We start from the raw sequence: 18,517 nt of genomic DNA, 5'->3' as shown, positions 1-18,517 counted from the left end.
TGTACTCCAGATCCCATATTGCTATGCTGCTAAGCTTTCTCCTCAAATTTCCGTCCTCGGCGAATGTATTCGGCCTATCCGGCATCATAGATTGAGACGATCCAGCCACGGGAAAATCATCGGTGTGCATAGTCGGCCAGATTCTCCAGAAACTCAGCGTCGGGGGTTTTACCTTTCCCCCGTCGCCGCCGAGTAACGTTCTCGAATCACGTTCAAATGATGGAGCTCATGACCGGCGATTATATAAATCCAGGCCCGTGCGGACGATTCGTTGCCGGCTACCACACCCCTTCTCGTCCAAGCCTCGTCGGGAATGCCGCTTAACAAGGTGAGCGTCGCGCGCCGCACGGCCGCATAATCATCCACGATAGCGGTCAGCGGCATTTCATCGAACGACGCGTTGCTCATGAACACATTCTCGTCGTATCCGGCCAGCTGAGTCCGATCCCCTCTGGCAATCCGAAGCGCTCGATAGCCCATAATCCTTTCATTGTCTGTCACATGGCCGAGCACTTGCTTCAGGCTCCATTTTTCGGGAGCGTAACGGTAGCTGCCCCGCTCTTCCGTAAAAGCCGCATACATCTCGGTAGTGATCTTAAGAGATTGCTCCAGCGCTTTGCGAATATCCCCCTCTGGAACCAAATCTACATAACGCTGAAAATGAGCGGCATACTCTTTATTCGAAGGACGAATTAGCATATGATAACCCTTCTTTCTCCATTTTCTATTACTATATCTCACAATCTAGTAGTAATACTACACCTACACCTCGCTGCTATTCATTTTTCCAATTCCGCCTCTCCATTTTATTTGCCGATCTTTCCTTTTCTTTTTCCCGGCGCGCCGCGTAAGCCAGTTCTTTCTCCATTTTGACATAGTTCTGATATCGCTTGATATCGAGCTCGCCGCTTGCAATAGCGCTCTGAATAGCGCATCCAGGCTCGCGCCGATGCTTGCAGTCCCGGTACCGGCAAGCGCCGCTTAGCCTTTCAATGTCTTCGAAAGCCGCGCTCAATCCGTCGTCCGCTGCGTTCAACTGAAGCTCCCGCATGCCGGGCGTATCGATAATGATCCCGCCTTGAGGCAATACAATCAATTCGCGATGGGTTGTCGTGTGCTTGCCGCGCCCGTCTCCAAGCCTGATTTCATTAACCCGCTGCAGCTCCCGGCCGGCCAGGGCATTAATAAGCGTCGATTTGCCGGCGCCGGATGAGCCGATCAGCGCAATCGTAATGCCCTGGACCAAATAAGGGGCTAGCATATGCAGGCCTTGCGTATGAATGGCGCTAATCGTATGGACGGGGACGCCTGGCGCTATCGCTTGCACTTGCGCTGCTTGCCCCTCAGCGTCATCGCTAAGATCCGCTTTGCTCAGCACGATAACCGGATTTGCTCCGCTTTCCCAGGCCAGCAGCAAATAACGTTCCATCCGGCGAAGATTAAAATCTTGATTCAGCGCCATCACAAGAAACACGGTATCGATGTTCGCTGCAACGATCTGTTCTTCCGTTACTGCTCCGGCAACATTACGGGAAAACATGCTTTTTCTCGGCAGAACAGCCTGAATGACGGCGCGCCCCCCTTCTTCCCTCATGACCACCCAATCGCCGACTGCGGGGAGATCCGTTCGCTCCGTTGCCGTGAAGCGCAGTTTTCCTGCCAATTCCCCCAGCACCTCGCCGTTTGCCGAGGCTACATCGTAGAGCTGCCGATGCTCGGTGATTACACGCCCGACCGAATAACCGCGTTCCCGGTAAGGTTCGTACTGCTCTTGCAACAAAGAATTCCAGCCTAATTCGATTAAATCCAAAAAAATCCCTCCCGTTATTATCCTTCATCATTGAGCAATCTCAGGTGCGTCTGCAACGCAAAAAAGCCGCGGCAATTTCATATCGGCGGCTTCGCAATGTCAGGATACACCTAAAAAAGACATGGAAAAGCCCCGGACATATCCCTTCGGTTCCGGGGCGATCAGCTCGTTCATTCGAAAAGCTTAATACGAAGAACTGTGAGGACCGCCTCCTTGAGCCAAAGAAGCATTCATTGTCGTTGCAAACATGGTCATTGTCCTCACTCCTTCCATTTCTTCATAAAGTAACAATAGCATACGGGTCGCTCTTCTCACAGGTAAAAAACAATTATAACCAGCTTTGCTTAGCCCTTGCTTTCGACAAGCTTAGGAGGCGTTTCCTCCCCTTGCCACAGCAGCCGCATTTCCTCGCTTGTTTCCAGCAGCTCGGACAGGCTGCCTTCCGCTTCGATCCGGCCGTCCTTCAAGACGATAATATGGTCGGCCTTCGACAACGCCGCCCGCCGATGGGATACGGCGATACAGGTCATATCGCGCTCCTTGAACAATCCGTCCCATACCTTCTGCTCAGTCTCCACATCAAGCGCGCTGGACAGGTCGTCGAATAGATACAAATCAGCGCCTGTCATCAGCATGCGAGCCGTCGCCGCCCGCTGAATCTGGCCGCCGGACAGCATGACGCCTCTCGGCCCGACGAATGTCTCCAGACCTTTATCCAGATCCTGAATATCTTTATCCATAACGGACAGACGAATCGCGCGTTCAAGAGCCAGCTCGCCGTCATCCTTGCCTACCGCTATATTTTCCTTCAGCGTGTCGCTGAACAAGCGCGGAACCTGCGGCGTGTACGCGGCATACGGCGGCATCAAGAAAGTAGCCGGGTCAACCTTTTGGCCGTTCCAGCGAACGATCCCCTCCTGCTTGGGCAGCAGCCCAAGCAGCGTCCTTACCAGCGTCGATTTGCCCGAGCCTACTCGGCCGGTAATGACGAGGAATTCGCCCCGCTTCAGTCTGAAATGAATATTTTCGATCCCGTTGTCCGAATTTGGATAATGATAAGAGAGGCCGCTTACCTCTAATTCGCGCAGCTTCTCCCGGTCACTCCGCGAGCTCTCAGGCTGGGGAGGCGGTTCCTTATCCAAATACGTTTCCCGGTACTCCATAATACGGTCCTCTTCGCCGGACCTGAACAGCATCCGCATCCGGTCGAAGGATACCTTTAGCCGCTTATGCTGAAACACCATATAACCGAACAAGGAGATACTGTAGCCGATATTCATCAAATAGCTTGAAAATAACGCAAAGTCCCCTACCGTAAATTGACCGGCCTTCATTTCCGACGCGCACATGAGGAGAACAAGCCCGGTGCTAATGCTCAGCACATGCTGGCTGAGCGATTTCATCCATTGCTTGAACAAATCATCCTTCAGCGCTGCCTGACGGCGGCTTTCGTTCAATTGCTCGAAACGTTTGGAGACATGCTCCTCCGCTTGCCCAAGCTTCAACGTCTGTACAGCGCCAAAGGTTTCCGCGATGAAGCTCGTCACTTTCCCTGTCGCCTCGCGGTTCTGCTTCCCGTAGCGGCGGGCGCGGTTCCCAGACAGGTTGTTCATCAGCGTCACCAGTCCGAACGGCAGCAGCGCAACAAGCGTGATCTGCCAGTTGATCGAGGCCATAATACCGACTGACATGACGGCGAACACGAGCATCCCCCAAAAGTCGACCCAGGATTCCACATATTCAACGGATTCATTCACGTCATCCCGAAACCGGCTCATCGCCTCGCCCGGCGACGCCGGCAGATTCCTTCCCGGCCAGCGCATAATGCCGGCCAGCATGTTCGTGCGCAAGATCGCGTGAATATGATAAATATAAGTAATCCACTTGTAGAATGCCGCGAAAAAAACGCCGACTCGGGCAAGCCTGACAACAGCGATGAACACGAGCGGCGCAGCAAGCCACATAAACGCCGAGCCCTCGACAGCGACCCGGTCAAAAAAATGCTGCATGCCAATGCCGATCAGGAGCGGCAGCGAATGAAAGGCGCACCATAACGCCCCATTCACGAGAAACAAGGCCAGTCTGAATCGAAAGAGCCGGCCGATAAACCCGGTGATTGTCATGCAAGCTCCTCCTCTCGTCCGCTTTGCAGCAGTCTGGCATAATGCGATGCCGGATTCGCCGCCAGTTCTTTCCGGCTTCCGAATTCCAATAGCCGGCCGTCGCCAACCACCATAATTTTATCCACCTGCTCCAGGGTAGCAAGGCGATGGGCAATGATGACGCCCGTGCTGTGCTGCATCAGCTGATTCACCCCGGTTTGCAGCAGCGCTTCCGTCGCGGCGTCAAGTCTGGAGGAAGGCTCATCCAGAACGATCAAGCTCGGCTTGGCAAGGAACACCCTTGCAAGCGCGAATAGCTGCGCCTCTCCCGCCGACAGCGACGAGCCGCCCGACGACAATTGCGTATCGAGCCCCTCCGGCTGAGCCAAAATCCAGGAGCCTAAGCCAAGCTGTTCAATCGTCTCCATAATGGACGCGTCGGACACGCTTTCGTTGAACAACGTCAAATTGTCGCGCAGCGTGCCGTCAAACAATTGCACATCCTGCGTCACCATGCCAACCCGGCGGTACAGCGCCGGCAAGGTAAGCTTCATTATATCAACCCCGCCGATACGAATCGTGCCGCTGTCCAGATTATACAGGCGAAGCAGCAATCGGCTCAGACTGGACTTCCCGCTGCCCGTTCGCCCAATAATGCCGAGGCGTTCCCCGGGCTGAAGCGAGAACGATATGTTGCGCAGAACCGGTTTATCCTTGTTGTAGCTGAAGCATACTTGGTCAAATACTAGACTGAGCGCGCCCTCTGGAAGCGACTCAACCTCGCCGTCCATAATTTCCGTGCGCTGCGACAGCAATTCGCGCGAACGAAGCATGCCCGACTTGGCCTTTTGAAACTCCTGCACCTGATCGCCAAGCCTTTCAATCGGATCATTCAGCATTTGCGTATATTGGTAGATCAAATACAGCATGCCGAGGCCAATCTCGCCAAGCATATAGGAACGAACGCCCAGCAGCATTACTGCCGTCACTGCCAGTGTAAACAAGGCGACCGTCACATTAAAGGGCACCACCCGAAGCATCCAGGCTCTTCTCCCTTTCAGAAAGACGGCGCGCATGGAACGGTAGAAGCGATTCATGACGTAAGGGACATGCCCGTTCGCCTGCACATCTTCGATGCCGGCAATCCGCTCTTCGATCAAGCCGAACAGAGCGGCGCTTGCTTCACGATCTTTATTGGAAGACTGGACGCCAACGTTGCGGATGATCATCATCGCAAGAACGGACAATAACGTAAACGCCGTCATCACGGCAGCGATCGGCACATTGACGGTGTACATAAATCCGAGAATGCCGGCCAGCAGCACGAAGCTGCCGACAACTTGCACGATAAACATGGCAAAAAAATTGGAAATGCTGGACACGTCCCCGTCAATGCGCTCGATCATTTCGCCCGGCGTCTTCCGGTTATGGAACCGCATATCGAGCCGCAGGCAATGCTTCAGCAAATCGCCGCGCAGACGGTTTGTCGTGCGCCAGGACACATCGCTTCCCAAGTAAGTGACCGCCACACCCAGCAGCTGATTGACGACGGCAAGCACAAGAAACAAGGCCGCAAGCTCCAGCAGTTCGGCCACTCCTCCGCTCCCCGCCGCCGTATCAATGAACCGCTGTATCACTTGCGGATTCACTAATTGCAGGCCCGTCGTTCCTATCAGCAGGATGAACAGAAGGATAATCCGCCCCTTCACCGGCTTCAAGTAACGCAGCAGCCACAGCGTCGATAATTTCTTCTGCTCATCCCCCATGGCGTCTTCCTCCTTCTTATTAGCAATAATGCTTAGTCTATTTGATAATCGGCTGCGCCGCCAGATAAAAAACAATTATAAACGGAAAAGGTCAATTCGGGTCATTTTCGGGATATAAAAAAGCCTATCATCCTTAAAAAGACGATAGGCTTTAAACCAAGCGATCCTTCCGGAACGCCGTTTATTTAAACAACTTATGCCTTACGCTCCTAATCTGCGTCTTAATCGTGCTTACCGATTTGTTCAGGAGCCTCGCGATTTCATTCCGGCTGTAGCCGCGCTCTTTGAGCTCATGGACTTCCCGTTCCGAGGGAGACAGCTGCATGAACAGGATCTCCTCTCTCATCGCCAAAGCCGCGTCCGAATGGATCGAAGCCTGATCGGCATAGGCGTCTCGGATCGAATGCACGATATCGGGGAAGCTCGATTTATTGATGTAATTCACGGCTCCGCTTTGGAACGCCTTGACGATCACCTCTTTCTCCGTCAATGACGTTAACATAATGACCTTTATTTTTGATTGGGTCGCGATCATAAGCTCCCTGGTCGTCTCGAGTCCGTCTAATTGATTTTCGGTTAAGTTGATATCCATAAGCACGACGTCGATGTCCAGGACGCCCGCCGCCTCCAATGCTTCCCGCTTGGTTGCCGCCGCTTTGACAACCTCGATATCCGTCTCCTTATTCAAGTCAGCAAATAGTCTCTCCCGCCAGAAGCCGTCATCCTCCACCAGCATGACTTTTATTTTGTTGATCATCCGCGCTTCCCCTTTTTAAATACCGACCCGCAGCGCTGCGACACGGTCCGGCATATTCATCGTGCGCACCCTTTTGGCCGGAAACCGGATCTCCATCCGCGTCCCCTTCCCCTGCTCCGTCTCCAGCAGCCGAATGCTTCCTCCATGTTTTTGCATGACGCTATGGCAATAACTTAGGCCAAGTCCGTAGTTCGCCGCTCTTTTTTTCGTCGTAAAAAACGGATCGAACATCCGGGCCGCATTGTCCTGCGATATCCCTGCTCCATTGTCTTTAATCCAAATCACGGCATCCTTCCCCGCTTCCAGCAAGGATACCGTAATCTGGCCGCGGCCAGGCTCCACCGCATCCACGGCGTTAACAAGCAGGTTGTTGAGCACTTCCTTGATGTGAGAATGGTCGCACAGAATAATCGGGTCGCATTGCACTTCTTTATTCACGATAATCCGCTTGTCACGCAGCATCGGCTCTAATGTCATCAGGCTGTATGCCAACACGTCCGTCATACGGTGTTCTTGCTCATGCAGCACGATATCGCCGGTTCTTTCCTTGATCTGGTTCATCATCGTTAAAATATGCTTCGCCACTTGATCCAAATGGTCCAGATCGCCCAGCAATTCTTCCTTTTCGTTATGAACGGCGGAAGCTCTCATCCTGCTGCTGAGGTAGTTAATTTTTTGCACTTCGTTTTTAATCGTGTGATTCAAAATAAGCGCTCCCTGCGTCAGCTTTTTCATGGAGTAATCGATTTTCTGCCGCTCGATTCGGAGCTTAATCCCCATGAAGCCGTATTTCATCCCGTTGTAAATAAAAAAGGCGGCAAACACAAGCGCAATCATGAAGTTGAACTGCCACATATTGTTGCTCGTCATCACCATGCCTTCGCGGCCGATGACCACTCTTTCAATTCCGATGTAGTCCGTCGCGTATAAAGGAAGGATGCAGAGGGTGATCGTCATCGCGGTGCGGAAGCTGTTTTTCTTATGAGAAGCATCCCGTTCGGTTGAATACCTCAGCCAGTAGATCGCGAGCCCCGCTAAAAAATACGCGCCGGAGATGATGCGGAACGTCAAATGTCCGCCGAGCTGCATCTCGGGATACAGCGGCGGAACCGCGGCCACGTAAACGAGGACCGGCACAGAAGTGACGAAACTAATCAAGATTATGGCTTTTCCGCGGAACAATCGGGTAAATACCAGCGAGCACATCAGCAACAGATAGGGCACAAAATGATACTCGACACCCCACGCCGCCATCGAGAACAGCCTTACGAATTCGATATTTTCATTCGAAAAGATTCCCGACATTCGCATCCAAGGCAATACCTGCACGTTCAGAACAACCGAGAGACTTGCCAAGCCCGTAACGAACAAGAAAAAACTGAACAAGCGCGTATGCGGATTTCCCGGATTGTGGACCAGCATCACCGTTCCGATCGTCCACAAGGACAGGAATATGGTGCAATATAAAATAACCATCATCGCAGCCTCCATCAATTAATCCTTTTGACCTAAGACCACGCCAGGGGTGAAAAAAGTTCAACCTTATGCGCATTTCCAAACGCTTTTATAATGAGAGCGAAGTCAGGAGGGATGTAAATCCTTTGACTACATCCAAATCGATGAATGGAGGGAATATGATGAAAAAAGGAAGAATGTTCGTCGCAACGATTCTTGGAATGGCTCTAGTGCTCGGTTCGGCAGTGCCGGCGTTCGCGGTAAAAGCCGAAGCTAAACCGGAGCCGATCGTGGCGGAATCGCAAATCGAAGGCTAATTCTAAAGATCACCCCAAACGGCCTCGTGCCGTTCTGCGGGTGATCTTTATATCCCCATTCACATAAACAAGACGTATATACAGGATAAGTAAAAAGTTTTCCCTGAGCTAGAGGAAGTTTCCCGGTTTTCAGGGAAATTGTCAGGAAGTTGTGACTAAAAAAATACATCGCCCATGGGCGATGCATTCCGGATGATTACATATGACGATGTCGTATGCCTTCTCTCTGTCTTTCCCGAATCCTTTTTATGAGACCTTAAAAGCTGTTTAAGGTTACTTTACAACCGGCCGATTCAAATAAGCAGACAAAAATTTCTCGGTTTTATCAAGAACCTGAGGGCTCCAAAAGCCGGCGCCGTGGTCAGCGCCAGCTACTTTATAAAACAAAACCCGCTGTCCATTCTCCTTTAGCGCCTTATACATTTCTATACTCTGATTCACGTGAACGACTTGATCGCTGTCTCCATGCATAATAAGAAACGGCGGAAGCTCTTTACTCAAATCTTGATGAATGGGACTGGCCTTCTTCGCCAATTCAATATGATCCTTTACCTTGCCTCCAATGAACAAACCTTCGGGAGAATCGGCAGCATCGTGATCTAGAATATCATTATACTTGCCTAATGTAAGCAAATCCGTAACGCCGTAATAGTCGACTACTGCGTTTACAGCATCCGACTGCTCGCGATAAATTCCGTTATTGTAATCGCCAATCGTAAGCCCCGTCATTAAGGAAAGATGTCCGCCTGACGAGTCGCCCCATACCGCTACACGTTTCGGATCGACCCCATATTCATCTGCATGCTTGCGCATAAATCGGATCGCGCATTTCACATCTTCAACGGCAGCCGGGAACTGTGCAATGTCAGTATCTCTAATTTCAACACTGGCTATCACATATCCCTTTGCCGCAATAAGAGAAAGGTCTGGTATCCTAGCATACACATCCTGTTTTCTCCAGGCGGAGCCTTGTACAAAGATAACAAGCGGAAATTTATGCCCTTCCCGGCTCGGCATGATGATTTGCAGTCTTCTTTCAATTTCGCCATAGCTGGCATACACGACATCGGGACGATAGGTACACGAATAAAAATTTCCTGCTTCAGCAAAATTCCCATACAAAACCTGTGTTCCTTCCGGCATTTCATTTGCCGCAATATCCGCTGCTCTCTTATCCACGATATGCCTCCCTTTGGATGGATAACTTCATTAATACCGATTTACTTCATGCACCGTACTATACTGGTGGAACGGATTGCTGTGTACATCTCGTTTAATACCGCAATCCCAATAAGAAGATGACCATGAATCCATTATGGATTCCTTGTTGCATCCAAAATTCCTTTCTCTTGATTATACAATTTTTCTGCGAGCCTTCTGCAACCAGATTCGACATTCAGACTCTTTGTGAAGCCTTATAAAATACGTCACTATGCATATGCTGAACTCTTTCCCAATTGGCGGGATTGGTTGTGTCTAGGGTGCGGTGCTCCAAAATGGCCTGGTACAGTGTTGTCTTCTCTTCCAAATGGGCAACGTGCTGTTTGGCTTCTTCGAGCTTGGCGAGCGCAGCTTCTTTATGCTCCATCATGAGCGTGTAGCGTTGCGGAATGGTGGAATCCCCCTCGAGACACAAATCGATATACATTTTAATGACATCGATCGGCATTCCGGATTGCTTGAGGCATTTGATGCCATGCAGCCAGTTAATGGATTCTTCATCGAATAATCGAATGTTGTTCTCATTGCGCTGTAAGCTTGGCACCAGACCTTTATCCGTGTAGAAGCGCACGGTGTGCTCGGTGAGGCCCGTGATATGAGCGGCTTCTTTGACCGTATACATGTTAGAATCCCCCTTGAAAAAAAAGAATAACTGCCTCTTGCCTTCGTGTAACACGAAGGCACTATGCTTATTGTAATGCAACTGTGCTGTAACCGGAACTCCCGCTCCACCCCCAATTTCCGGGATACGCACCGGTTGCTCACATATATTTGAACAATAGGAGGAATCGCAATGCAAACTGTAACTTTGAACAATGGTGTAGAAATGCCGATCCTAGGCTTCGGCGTCTACCAGATTCCCGATGCTGAAGAGTGCGAGAACGCGGTGTACGAGGCACTGTCGGCCGGTTACCGATTGATCGACACCGCCGCAGGTTACCTTAACGAGGAAGCGGTCGGACGCGCGATCAAGCGCAGTGGCGTACCGCGTGAGGAGCTGTTCATTACGACCAAGATTTGGGTTCAGGATGCCGGCTACGAGAGTGCCAAGCTTGCGTTCGCCAAATCCTTGAAGAAGCTGCAGCTCGACTATCTCGACCTGTACTTGATTCACCAGCCGTTCGGCGATTACTACGGCACTTGGCGCGCGATGGAAGAGCTGTACCGTGAAGGCAAAATCAAGGCGATCGGGGTCAGCAACTTCATGCCGGATCGTCTTATGGACCTCATTGTGCATAACGAGATCGTGCCCGCCATCAACCAGATTGAAACGCACCCGTTCTACCAGCAGACAGAGAGCGCTGCCTTCTTGAAAGAGCAGGGCGTGCAGCACCAATCTTGGGCGCCGTTCGCCGAAGGACGGAACAATATGTTCTTCAACGAAGTGCTGACCTCGATCGCGGAGAACCACAACAAGTCTGTCGCCCAGATCGTATTGCGCTGGCTTGTTCAACGAGAAGTTGTTGTCATTCCAAAGTCGGTACGCAAAGAACGGATCGTCGAAAACTTCAACATTTTCGATTTTGAGCTGAGTGCGGACGATATGAGGCAAATTTCCGCACTCGATACGCGGGAGAGTCTATTCTTATCGTACCGCGATCCGGAAGTTGCCAAGATGATGGGTAACTGGAGAGTCGAACTGTAACCCTTGGTCCGGTTTCTGGCAATCTTAAACTCTAATTATGGACAAAAAAATACATCGCCACGGCTCATAAGCCGCAAGGCGATGTATTCATATTATACAAAACTTTACTGATGCGATCTGCCGCGGCTATCCATTCGAATAAGCAAATCCGAGCCTTCCTTATAAGCGTAAACGTTATCGGCGTCTTTCCCTTCCCCAAGCATTGAATGTATGGTAAAAGTACCGCTAGTGTCATCGTATTGTATGATATCGTCTTGGTTGGCTTTCAAAGTTTCCCGTACGCTTGACCATAAGAGCTGTCCGCCCTGTTCTTTAAAAATATAGATTTGGTTTTGTTTACGGGTAACAACCACAGCTTCTTCCCTCCCGTCGCCATCCAAGTCGCGTTCATAACTGGCAGCCTCAAGACTCATGTAAGAATAAACCTGGCCGTCCGAGTCTTTTCTTATATACCAGACGCATGATTCGCCATCCGTTCTACAATTGGCTCCTTCGATCTTCAACACTTCTTGTCCGAACAATCGCGTCATGCTGATCTGCAAATCATACAAATGCCCGTAGCCATAATGGTACAGATTTACCGGCCGGGACGATTCGTTTAAAATAAACCCAAAATAATCCACGTCCCCATTCGTTTCATGTGGGGTCACCGAATCGGGCTTTAGGGTATAGCGCAGTGCCATTCCAAAGCCGTCTATCGGCTTTTCATCAATTAATTGAATATCGCTATACGGGATCTGCGCAATGTGTCCGTTTATCTTATTTCTTAAGGGGTTATATTTATTGGATAACCCCGGTAGAATGTCTGGATCTGTTAAATTACTAGTGTCCCCCATTTCCCAATTTGGCGCAATTATGGGTTGGAATACGACAGGCATCCCCGTCTCATCCTTCAAGCCAGAAGCACCCTTGCCGATAAAGTCGAATGGCCCGTTTATCGCAAAAATGGCTGAAAGGATGCTCAAGGCCACTGCCCCTGCGAGAAACTTCCATTGCCGAGAGAAGGAGCCGGGACGTCGATCTAATGTATCTATAACTTGCCGTTTCATATCACTGGAGAAAATCTCCTCCGCGAACAGTCCTTGCTTTACTTTGCTTTCCCAATCAACAGGTCGATCGTTCATGGCTCTATATCCCTCCATTTACTGTTCACGATTTTACGCGCCCTATGCAGCCTCGACTTTACCGTGCCTTCCGACACGTTTATTAGTTTTGCGATCTCGGCCATTGTCAGTTCGTGTTCGAGCGTCAAAAGCAGAACTTCTCGCAGCTTATTCGGCAAACACATGATAATGACTCTTAGATCACGGACGGATTGTTCCGTAAAATAATTCATTTCCGCCGACTGCTCGTTCTTTTGCGGCCTCACCCAGCCGAACAGAACGATGCGACGCATATAGCTGGACTTCATTTCGTTTATAGCCAAGTTTCTTGTAATTGAAAATAACCATGTCTTTAGAGAAGACTGACCCCTGAATGTGCCAACGCTATGAAACACTTTAAGAAATACTTCTTGGGCAATATCCTTGGCCTGCTCCCTGTTTTTGGTTATGGCATAAGCGTATCTCGTGACATCATCGCCATATGTAGTCATCAGTCGATATAACTCCGTCTTGTCCATACGATCCACATTTACCAAGTATTGAAATTCTATGTGGGATTCCATATATTCACCTCCATCCTATTAGACAAGAGTCGGCTGCGAATCGTTCACTGTTTTTAGTAATTAATTGTCCAAAATTTTCTAATCCGTTCTATTGCCCCATTGATTCCATAGCAAAAAAATACATCGCCAGGGCGTATAAGCCAATTGGCGATGTATTTGATGCTGCATACTGCTATATGTTGTACCGACTTTACTCTTCCCCCGTCGCAACCGGATTCTCGCTATACGAGATCCAATCGCTCCAGCTGTAGATTTCATCCTGAAAACAATACAGAATCGGTCTTCGAATCTACTCTCCGTTTTCAAAAAATTCTTTAATGGATTCGTAAAAATTATCATCTGTTATATATTGGCGATCATTTATAGTATTGGTTGAGAAGCTCAGTTTGTTTTCCCCACTCTCAAACAACTTTACACTATACCGAAATCCATCTCTTTTCTCTTGCTCCTGATCGATTCTAAACGTTACGTCCTTAATACTTTCTAACCACTCCGAAATATTTTCTTTATTTTTAAAACTCTTACGCTCACCACTACTCCCATTTGTAATTTCTACTTGATCAACATTTTGAATTTCTCCGGGATAGAATTCGCTCAATTTTTTGGAGGTAGTATTGTTTGATTGTGAACAAGCAGATATCAGCAACAGAATCAAGATGGAAACTACGTGAAAACATTTCATTCATTCAACTCCTCATCTATTCATTCCGTCCTTTACAAGATCCAACGCTACTTCCGTCAACTGTTCGCGCGTTATTTCCCCTGAAGACGACAATTCATAATAGATACTTTGATCGCTCTCTCCTTCAGCCCACACGATTCGATGTGTATTACTTTCTTCTGACTGAATATAGAAAGCTTCGATCCCGTTCAAGCTGACTTTAATCATTTCCAAATCAATTAATTTCGTATACATTATCCGTCCACGTTCGCCGAGTGTGCCGTTAATCGCTATTCGATTCCCTGCTGCATTAACATAAGTCGCATAGTAACCGATCTTTTCCCCAAGCGGGATCTGTTGATAGCTGATGTTATCATAGGCGGATGCCTCCCCCCAGCTCTGATCGGCCGGAAAGTGCAAATCGTGCATCAGAGATCCATTCTGGTATTCCCAACCATTACCGATCTCGCGTTGCGGGACAACGGTACCCGCTGCCTGAGCAAATTGATCATAATTCGTATATTGGCGTTCATTAGCCAAACCGATATACTGATCCCTTTCCCGAATATAAAATACAGCAGCCTCCCCCTCTGCAAGCATATCGCGCAGCATCTTTGTATCAATTTCACGATCCGGCTCATCTCCAGGCAAATAATTCCGATACTCAAATACAACCGAACCATTCGGGGTAAATAACTGCCAAGATGAAGCTGCATAACCAAAGCCGCATGCCAATATTACTACGACGGTAATAACAGGAACATACCAAATTCTGCTGTGCTTGGACTGACCATTTGAGCGGCTAACGACATTTTCCCCGCGTAAGCTCGTCATCACCCGCTCGGTCACATCAATCCGAGGCAACTGCTCGCCTAATAAAGTCAGATTCGGCTGAACGTTCAACTCTTTCTTTTCCTTCATTCACATATCCCTCCTCATCCAGTTCGGACCAAATCCGTTTTAGTTTCATCTTGGCTCGCTCCACTTTCTTTCTCAATGCAACACGTGAGTAATCAAAATATTGTTCAATTTCGTTATATGACCTGCCTTCGATAACTTTTAGAACTAGCAACGATCGTTCCTCAGCCGTCAGCCGTTGCAGCGCAAGCGCGCTCTGCAAACGCACCTCTCTTCTCCTGACTGTCGCATACCCGTCATCCTCACTATTTTGACGCAGCGGACCAAGCAGTCTTTCCACCCACACTGTCCTATGCCGTTTTTTAAGCAAATTCAAGCAATGATAATAGGCAATTTTATACAGCCACGCCGAGAAAGATTGACTGTATGTATATTGCAGAAGCTTCTCGTATCCTTTGATGAATATGTCTTGCACCGCATCTTCCGCCTCTTCCCGATGCATCAGCAAATGGTAACAGTATACATACAGTCGCTGCTGATATCGTTGAATGACAATTGCATACTTGTCTAGTTCCCCACCTTGAATGGCGCGAACCAGCTCCTCCTCGTAATGACTGGATTCCGCACTCCGCTCCTGTGTCAATTCTAGGTCCAATAACTCTCCTCCTCTCCTACATTCTTATCTATTTAACAGCCCAATTAATGATTTGTGACACCTTATTGCATGTATAAAACTGCGAAGTTATAATAAAACTAAAGAAGGAGCCGTGCGTCAACACGACTCCTTGGCACGATAGACCGCTTCAAAGGCGGTCGGCTTCGGATTTGAGATCAGAAATAGACCGCAATCCTTGCAGTGGGGCGGTCTATTTCTTTTGGTTAAACGCTACGACCATAGCAACAACCAGCGTAAGCAGCGCTACAATAAGCGCCCCAAAACCAATCATCAACGTCAAAGCGTCTTTAACCTCCATGGGCATCCCTCCCTTCTTCGAGAGGTAGCCGACCGTCCTTGCAAGCCGTTCTATGTGCTTGTCTAATTATAGCATAATTTGTAAGAAACAGAGCGGTGAAATTCTAATTTCCGACTCTTTGTACAAAAGGTTGTTGATTCGATGTTGATTGGTCCTCGAGAGGCTTCTTGTTGTTGATTCACTAGGAAGAACCACTACAATAACAACTCTTTTCAGCCGAGCAAGCGCTCGGTCTAGGGCTTTCTGCAAGCACTTCAGAGAACGATTGTTGACTCCTTGTTGACTTCGAGGCATAAAAAAAAACATCGCCAGGGCGTACAAGCCGCAAGGCGATGTATATATCAAGTTGATACTACTATTCGTCTTCCGCCTTCTCCTCATCCCCCACCGCAACCGGATTCTCGCAATACGAAATCCAATCGCTCCAAACTCAGAGTCAGATTTTCACTGAGCCAACTCGAATCGGGAACATCAGCATTGTCACGCCGTTTATTTTTCCTTTTTCGGGACTATCATGCGAATACAGTAATAGCCGCGAACGACTCCGCATGTTCTTCGTTATCAAGCGTACGCAGTGATCAATTTTCCTGCAAATATAATAGCCTTCCATCCCGCGGCTATGGTGAATGTTCTTGGAGCTCCTGCCACCCCGTCCCTCCGCGTCATATTCAAACTCCAAAATAAAGGTCTAATATCAATGATGCGCATAAAAACGGCCAACTCTTGAGTGATTCATTCAGGGGGGTGAAGGGATTTCAAAGCACCGGAGAGGATTTTGCATGAGGATTCTATAAAAAGAGGAGTCGAATGTATGAAGGCAATTAAATATACAACCTGCTATTCGCAGTCTGTATCCTTGGCTATACTGCTTACGCTCAGATCAACGAAAACATATTTGAAACTACGGGAACCTACCTCACTTTATTATTGGTCAAAGCGACATTGGTCGATTTGTATTTGGGTGTATTTTTTATTTTATGCTGGATTTATTTTCGGGAAAGAAGCCTCGTCAAGGTGCTTCTGCTCGCACCTTTGGCCTTTGTATTTGGAAATGCCGTGATTTTTCTCTATATCTTCTTTTCCATCCGCAAATACGATTACGATAATAAAAAGTGGCTGACCGGTGAAAAACAGCAACGTCAGTAACGTTGATTCCCTGTTAATTGCCATATTGTTTGTTAAAAATTGTTGACTTACTTGAAAGTACAAATGTTAAGGGCCGGGTAGTCACCGATTGAGGTGGCTTCCCGGCCCTTCTATTGTATGCTCGGCGTGTGATAACGCGCTCGGTTTGTCATGTGCTGTACATGCTATCATGAGTTGCTTGTTGACTTCGTGTTGACTCGGAACGCTTTAGAGGCATGTAAAGACTATTTGTCTGAAGGCACTCTATACAAGGAGACGAAATACTGCTATGCCTTGCTCGGGCTTTCTTCATCTCCTTTAGCAACCGGATTCTCGCTATACGAAATCCAATCGCTCCAGCTCCCCGCATACAACCGCACCTTCGTAAAGCCCGCTTCCTGCAGCGCAATCACGTTAGGCGTCGCGGTGACGCCCGAGCCGCAGTAGACGATGATCTCGCGGTCGCGATCCAGGTCGGCGAAGCGGTCGGCTTGCGCGGCGGCGTCTTTCCAAGAGCCGCTGTCGGTCAAGCCGTCCTTCCAGAAGCGGTTAATCGCGCCGGGAATATGGCCGGCTACTTTATCGAGCGGCTCGACCTCGCCGCGGTAGCGCGGCGCTTCGCGCGAATCGATCAGCGTGATGCCAGCATCACCTAGCCGCTCCTTCACCTCGTCCATCTCCGCCAGCATCGTATGCTGGACGTTCGCCAGGAATCGCGCCGGGACAAGCTCCTTCTGTTCGGAGGAGACCGGGAATCCTGCACCCGCCCATGCCGTGAAGCCTTCGTCCAGCACGTATACCTGCTCGTGGCCCAAATATTTCAGGAGCCACCACAACCGCGAGGCCATCGCCCCGCCTTGGTCGTCATAGGCGACAACGCGCGATTCGTTGCCGATGCCGACTCGGCTCAGCGCAACCGTCAGGTCGAAAATATCCGGCAGCGGATGCCGGCCGCCATGCCCCTGCTCGTGAAGCGGAGCCGACAAGTCCTTCTCCAAATCAAGATAGACGGCGCCGGGAATATGCGAAGCCTCGTACAGCTCGCGCCCTGCATCCGGCTTGCCCATCAGAAACCGGCAATCGACGATCACAACGTCCGGCTCATCCAACCGCTCCAATAGCCATTTCTGTGATACGATGTTATTCATTTCATCATTCCGCCTTCCTGTTTCCCATTCATGTGTCCTATTATAACGGAAAACAGCCCGTCGGAGAAATCAGGAAAGCGGCCGCCGCTCCTACTCTTTCACGCTTCCTAGCTGCAACCCGGCGACGAAATGCCGCTGCAGGAACGGGTACACAATCAAAATAGGTACCGAAGCCACGATCGTGATGGCGGCTCGGATCGACAGCGGCGTAACCATCGTTGCGAGATCCCTGGCTGCCGTAGACGACATGTTCGGATTGGCGTTGGAATTCATTGACGAAGACAACAGCTTCATGAGCTCGTATTGGAGCGTGCTAAGCTCCTGCCTGGACGATGCAAAAATAAACGTATCAAACCATGAATTCCATTGACCCACGGCCGTGAACAGCGATATCGTCGCAAGCACGGGCGCGCAGAGAGGCAGAATGATGCTCATGAACACCTTAAAGTCGCTCGCGCCGTCCATTTTTGCCGATTCGACCAAGCTTTCCGGCAGCGTATATATATAAGTTCGGACGACGAGCATGTTGAACGCGCTTATCAGCCCCGCCCCGGCTCCAGGGAAAAGAATGTACACAAGGAAGTTATTCAACAGGTGCAAATCCTTGATCAGAAAATAGGAAGGGATGAGTCCGGCGCTGAAGTACATCGTAAGCACGAAAATCAGCGTGACTGGCTTGCGGAACATGTATTCCTTGCGGCTGATCGTATACGCCAGCATAGCTGTCAAGAAGACGCTTACCGCCGTGCCGATTACGGTCCTGGCTACCGATACCCAGAACGCATCGAACACTTTCCCGGTCAGGAAGACCGCTTCGTAGTTTTTGAGCGTCCAAACCCGCGGCCAAATGTAGATGCCGCCGCGCGTCGTATCGACACCCGAGTTGAATGAAATCGCCAGCGTGTTAAGAAACGGATATAACGTGACGACCACGACGAACAACATGATCAAATAGTTGAACGTATGGAACAGTAACGGCTCCGCCTTTATTTTTTTTCTAACCGTTTGCATG

18 protein-coding genes are annotated in these 18,517 nt (G+C 49.5%); 2 read left to right on the top strand and 16 right to left on the bottom strand.

All coding sequences use genetic code 11. The annotated features are described in order from the left end of the window. Positions 1 to 168: 168 nt before the first annotated feature. The 6 genes from D3P08_RS01660 to D3P08_RS01635 form a co-directional block, all read right to left on the bottom strand. Complete coding sequence (locus D3P08_RS01660; protein WP_119597677.1) at positions 169 to 699, bottom strand: DinB family protein; 531 nt, start codon at positions 697 to 699, stop codon at positions 169 to 171. 76 nt (positions 700 to 775) lie between these two features. Next, a complete protein-coding gene (gene rsgA, locus D3P08_RS01655; RefSeq protein ID WP_119597676.1) occupies positions 776 to 1,810 on the bottom strand; it encodes a ribosome small subunit-dependent GTPase A in 1,035 nt (344 codons plus the stop codon). A gap of 344 nt (positions 1,811 to 2,154) precedes the next feature. Beyond that, complete coding sequence (locus D3P08_RS01650; protein ID WP_119597675.1) at positions 2,155 to 3,933, bottom strand: ABC transporter ATP-binding protein; 1,779 nt, start codon at positions 3,931 to 3,933, stop codon at positions 2,155 to 2,157. Further along, positions 3,930 to 5,678 carry an ABC transporter ATP-binding protein gene (locus D3P08_RS01645; RefSeq protein ID WP_119597674.1) on the bottom strand — a complete coding sequence of 583 codons (1,749 nt, stop codon included), beginning with the start codon at positions 5,676 to 5,678 and terminating at the stop codon, positions 3,930 to 3,932. Before D3P08_RS01645 ends, D3P08_RS01650 begins: the two co-directional genes overlap by 4 nt. 181 nt (positions 5,679 to 5,859) lie before the next feature. After that, the gene (locus D3P08_RS01640; protein ID WP_119597673.1) at positions 5,860 to 6,435 is read right to left on the bottom strand and encodes a response regulator transcription factor; all 576 of its coding nucleotides are present in this window, start codon (positions 6,433 to 6,435) and stop codon (positions 5,860 to 5,862) included. Between the two features lie 15 nt (positions 6,436 to 6,450). Further along, positions 6,451 to 7,914, bottom strand: a complete 1,464-nt coding sequence (locus tag D3P08_RS01635) for a sensor histidine kinase (RefSeq protein WP_162848329.1) — start codon at positions 7,912 to 7,914, stop codon at positions 6,451 to 6,453. A 122-nt stretch (positions 7,915 to 8,036) separates the two neighbouring features. On the opposite strand from D3P08_RS01635, the gene D3P08_RS27175 reads away from it, so the two are divergent. Further along, the gene (locus D3P08_RS27175) at positions 8,037 to 8,207 is read left to right on the top strand and encodes a hypothetical protein (RefSeq protein ID WP_162848328.1); all 171 of its coding nucleotides are present in this window, start codon (positions 8,037 to 8,039) and stop codon (positions 8,205 to 8,207) included. 273 nt (positions 8,208 to 8,480) lie between these two features. Here D3P08_RS27175 and D3P08_RS01630 read toward each other — a convergent pair whose 3' ends face one another. Both D3P08_RS01630 and D3P08_RS01625 read right to left on the bottom strand, forming a co-directional pair. Next, positions 8,481 to 9,386: an alpha/beta hydrolase gene (locus D3P08_RS01630; RefSeq protein WP_119597671.1), complete on the bottom strand. Its 906-nt coding sequence runs from the start codon at positions 9,384 to 9,386 to the stop codon at positions 8,481 to 8,483. A 217-nt stretch (positions 9,387 to 9,603) separates the two neighbouring features. Beyond that, the gene (locus D3P08_RS01625; RefSeq protein ID WP_119597670.1) at positions 9,604 to 10,050 is read right to left on the bottom strand and encodes a MerR family transcriptional regulator; all 447 of its coding nucleotides are present in this window, start codon (positions 10,048 to 10,050) and stop codon (positions 9,604 to 9,606) included. A gap of 171 nt (positions 10,051 to 10,221) precedes the next feature. On the opposite strand from D3P08_RS01625, the gene D3P08_RS01620 reads away from it, so the two are divergent. Further along, entirely contained in the window at positions 10,222 to 11,073 is an 852-nt protein-coding gene (locus D3P08_RS01620) for an aldo/keto reductase (protein WP_119597669.1), read from the top strand. Positions 11,074 to 11,177: 104 nt separating this feature from the next. On the opposite strand, the gene D3P08_RS01615 is transcribed toward D3P08_RS01620, so the two are convergent. From D3P08_RS01615 to D3P08_RS01575, 8 genes are all read right to left on the bottom strand, one after another. Next, positions 11,178 to 12,197 carry a hypothetical protein gene (locus D3P08_RS01615; protein WP_119597668.1) on the bottom strand — a complete coding sequence of 340 codons (1,020 nt, stop codon included), beginning with the start codon at positions 12,195 to 12,197 and terminating at the stop codon, positions 11,178 to 11,180. Further along, on the bottom strand, positions 12,194 to 12,667 hold the full coding sequence (locus tag D3P08_RS01610; RefSeq protein ID WP_240647253.1) for an RNA polymerase sigma factor: 474 nt from the start codon (positions 12,665 to 12,667) through the stop codon (positions 12,194 to 12,196). Before D3P08_RS01610 ends, D3P08_RS01615 begins: the two co-directional genes overlap by 4 nt. 361 nt (positions 12,668 to 13,028) lie before the next feature. Next, positions 13,029 to 13,421, bottom strand: a complete 393-nt coding sequence (locus D3P08_RS01605; protein WP_119597667.1) for a hypothetical protein — start codon at positions 13,419 to 13,421, stop codon at positions 13,029 to 13,031. A gap of 12 nt (positions 13,422 to 13,433) precedes the next feature. After that, positions 13,434 to 14,321, bottom strand: coding sequence for a hypothetical protein (locus D3P08_RS01600; RefSeq protein ID WP_119597666.1), 888 nt, complete (start codon positions 14,319 to 14,321; stop codon positions 13,434 to 13,436). Then, positions 14,251 to 14,913 carry an RNA polymerase sigma factor gene (locus tag D3P08_RS01595; RefSeq protein WP_119597665.1) on the bottom strand — a complete coding sequence of 221 codons (663 nt, stop codon included), beginning with the start codon at positions 14,911 to 14,913 and terminating at the stop codon, positions 14,251 to 14,253. The genes D3P08_RS01600 and D3P08_RS01595 overlap by 71 nt, the downstream gene beginning before the upstream one ends. 211 nt (positions 14,914 to 15,124) lie before the next feature. Continuing rightward, complete coding sequence (locus D3P08_RS01590; RefSeq protein ID WP_240647193.1) at positions 15,125 to 15,232, bottom strand: putative holin-like toxin; 108 nt, start codon at positions 15,230 to 15,232, stop codon at positions 15,125 to 15,127. Positions 15,233 to 16,644: 1,412 nt separating this feature from the next. Continuing rightward, positions 16,645 to 17,505 carry a sulfurtransferase gene (locus D3P08_RS01580; RefSeq protein WP_119597662.1) on the bottom strand — a complete coding sequence of 287 codons (861 nt, stop codon included), beginning with the start codon at positions 17,503 to 17,505 and terminating at the stop codon, positions 16,645 to 16,647. Between the two features lie 90 nt (positions 17,506 to 17,595). Further along, complete coding sequence (locus tag D3P08_RS01575; protein ID WP_119597661.1) at positions 17,596 to 18,516, bottom strand: carbohydrate ABC transporter permease; 921 nt, start codon at positions 18,514 to 18,516, stop codon at positions 17,596 to 17,598. Between the last annotated feature and the right edge of the window lies 1 nt (position 18,517).

It is taken from the genome of Paenibacillus nanensis (genome assembly GCF_003583765.1).
GTDB classification, from domain to species: Bacteria; Bacillota; Bacilli; order Paenibacillales; family Paenibacillaceae; genus Pristimantibacillus; species Pristimantibacillus nanensis.
This window is presented reverse-complemented; position numbering and strand designations above follow the sequence as displayed.

Coding starts and splice junctions, on each gene's coding strand:
- D3P08_RS01590 (WP_240647193.1), bottom strand. CDS start 15,232: ATGGAGGTTAAAGACGCTTTGACGTTGATGATTGGTTTTGGGGCGCTT.
- D3P08_RS01660 (WP_119597677.1), bottom strand. CDS start 699: ATGCTAATTCGTCCTTCGAATAAAGAGTATGCCGCTCATTTTCAGCGT.
- D3P08_RS01620 (WP_119597669.1), top strand. CDS start 10,222: ATGCAAACTGTAACTTTGAACAATGGTGTAGAAATGCCGATCCTAGGC.
- D3P08_RS01615 (WP_119597668.1), bottom strand. CDS start 12,197: ATGAACGATCGACCTGTTGATTGGGAAAGCAAAGTAAAGCAAGGACTG.
- D3P08_RS01640 (WP_119597673.1), bottom strand. CDS start 6,435: ATGATCAACAAAATAAAAGTCATGCTGGTGGAGGATGACGGCTTCTGG.
- D3P08_RS01580 (WP_119597662.1), bottom strand. CDS start 17,505: ATGAATAACATCGTATCACAGAAATGGCTATTGGAGCGGTTGGATGAG.
- D3P08_RS01605 (WP_119597667.1), bottom strand. CDS start 13,421: ATGAAATGTTTTCACGTAGTTTCCATCTTGATTCTGTTGCTGATATCT.
- D3P08_RS01600 (WP_119597666.1), bottom strand. CDS start 14,321: ATGAAGGAAAAGAAAGAGTTGAACGTTCAGCCGAATCTGACTTTATTA.
- D3P08_RS01635 (WP_162848329.1), bottom strand. CDS start 7,914: ATGATGGTTATTTTATATTGCACCATATTCCTGTCCTTGTGGACGATC.
- D3P08_RS01575 (WP_119597661.1), bottom strand. CDS start 18,516: ATGCAAACGGTTAGAAAAAAAATAAAGGCGGAGCCGTTACTGTTCCAT.
- D3P08_RS01645 (WP_119597674.1), bottom strand. CDS start 5,678: ATGGGGGATGAGCAGAAGAAATTATCGACGCTGTGGCTGCTGCGTTAC.
- D3P08_RS01650 (WP_119597675.1), bottom strand. CDS start 3,933: ATGACAATCACCGGGTTTATCGGCCGGCTCTTTCGATTCAGACTGGCC.
- D3P08_RS01625 (WP_119597670.1), bottom strand. CDS start 10,050: ATGTATACGGTCAAAGAAGCCGCTCATATCACGGGCCTCACCGAGCAC.
- D3P08_RS01610 (WP_240647253.1), bottom strand. CDS start 12,667: ATGACTACATATGGCGATGATGTCACGAGATACGCTTATGCCATAACC.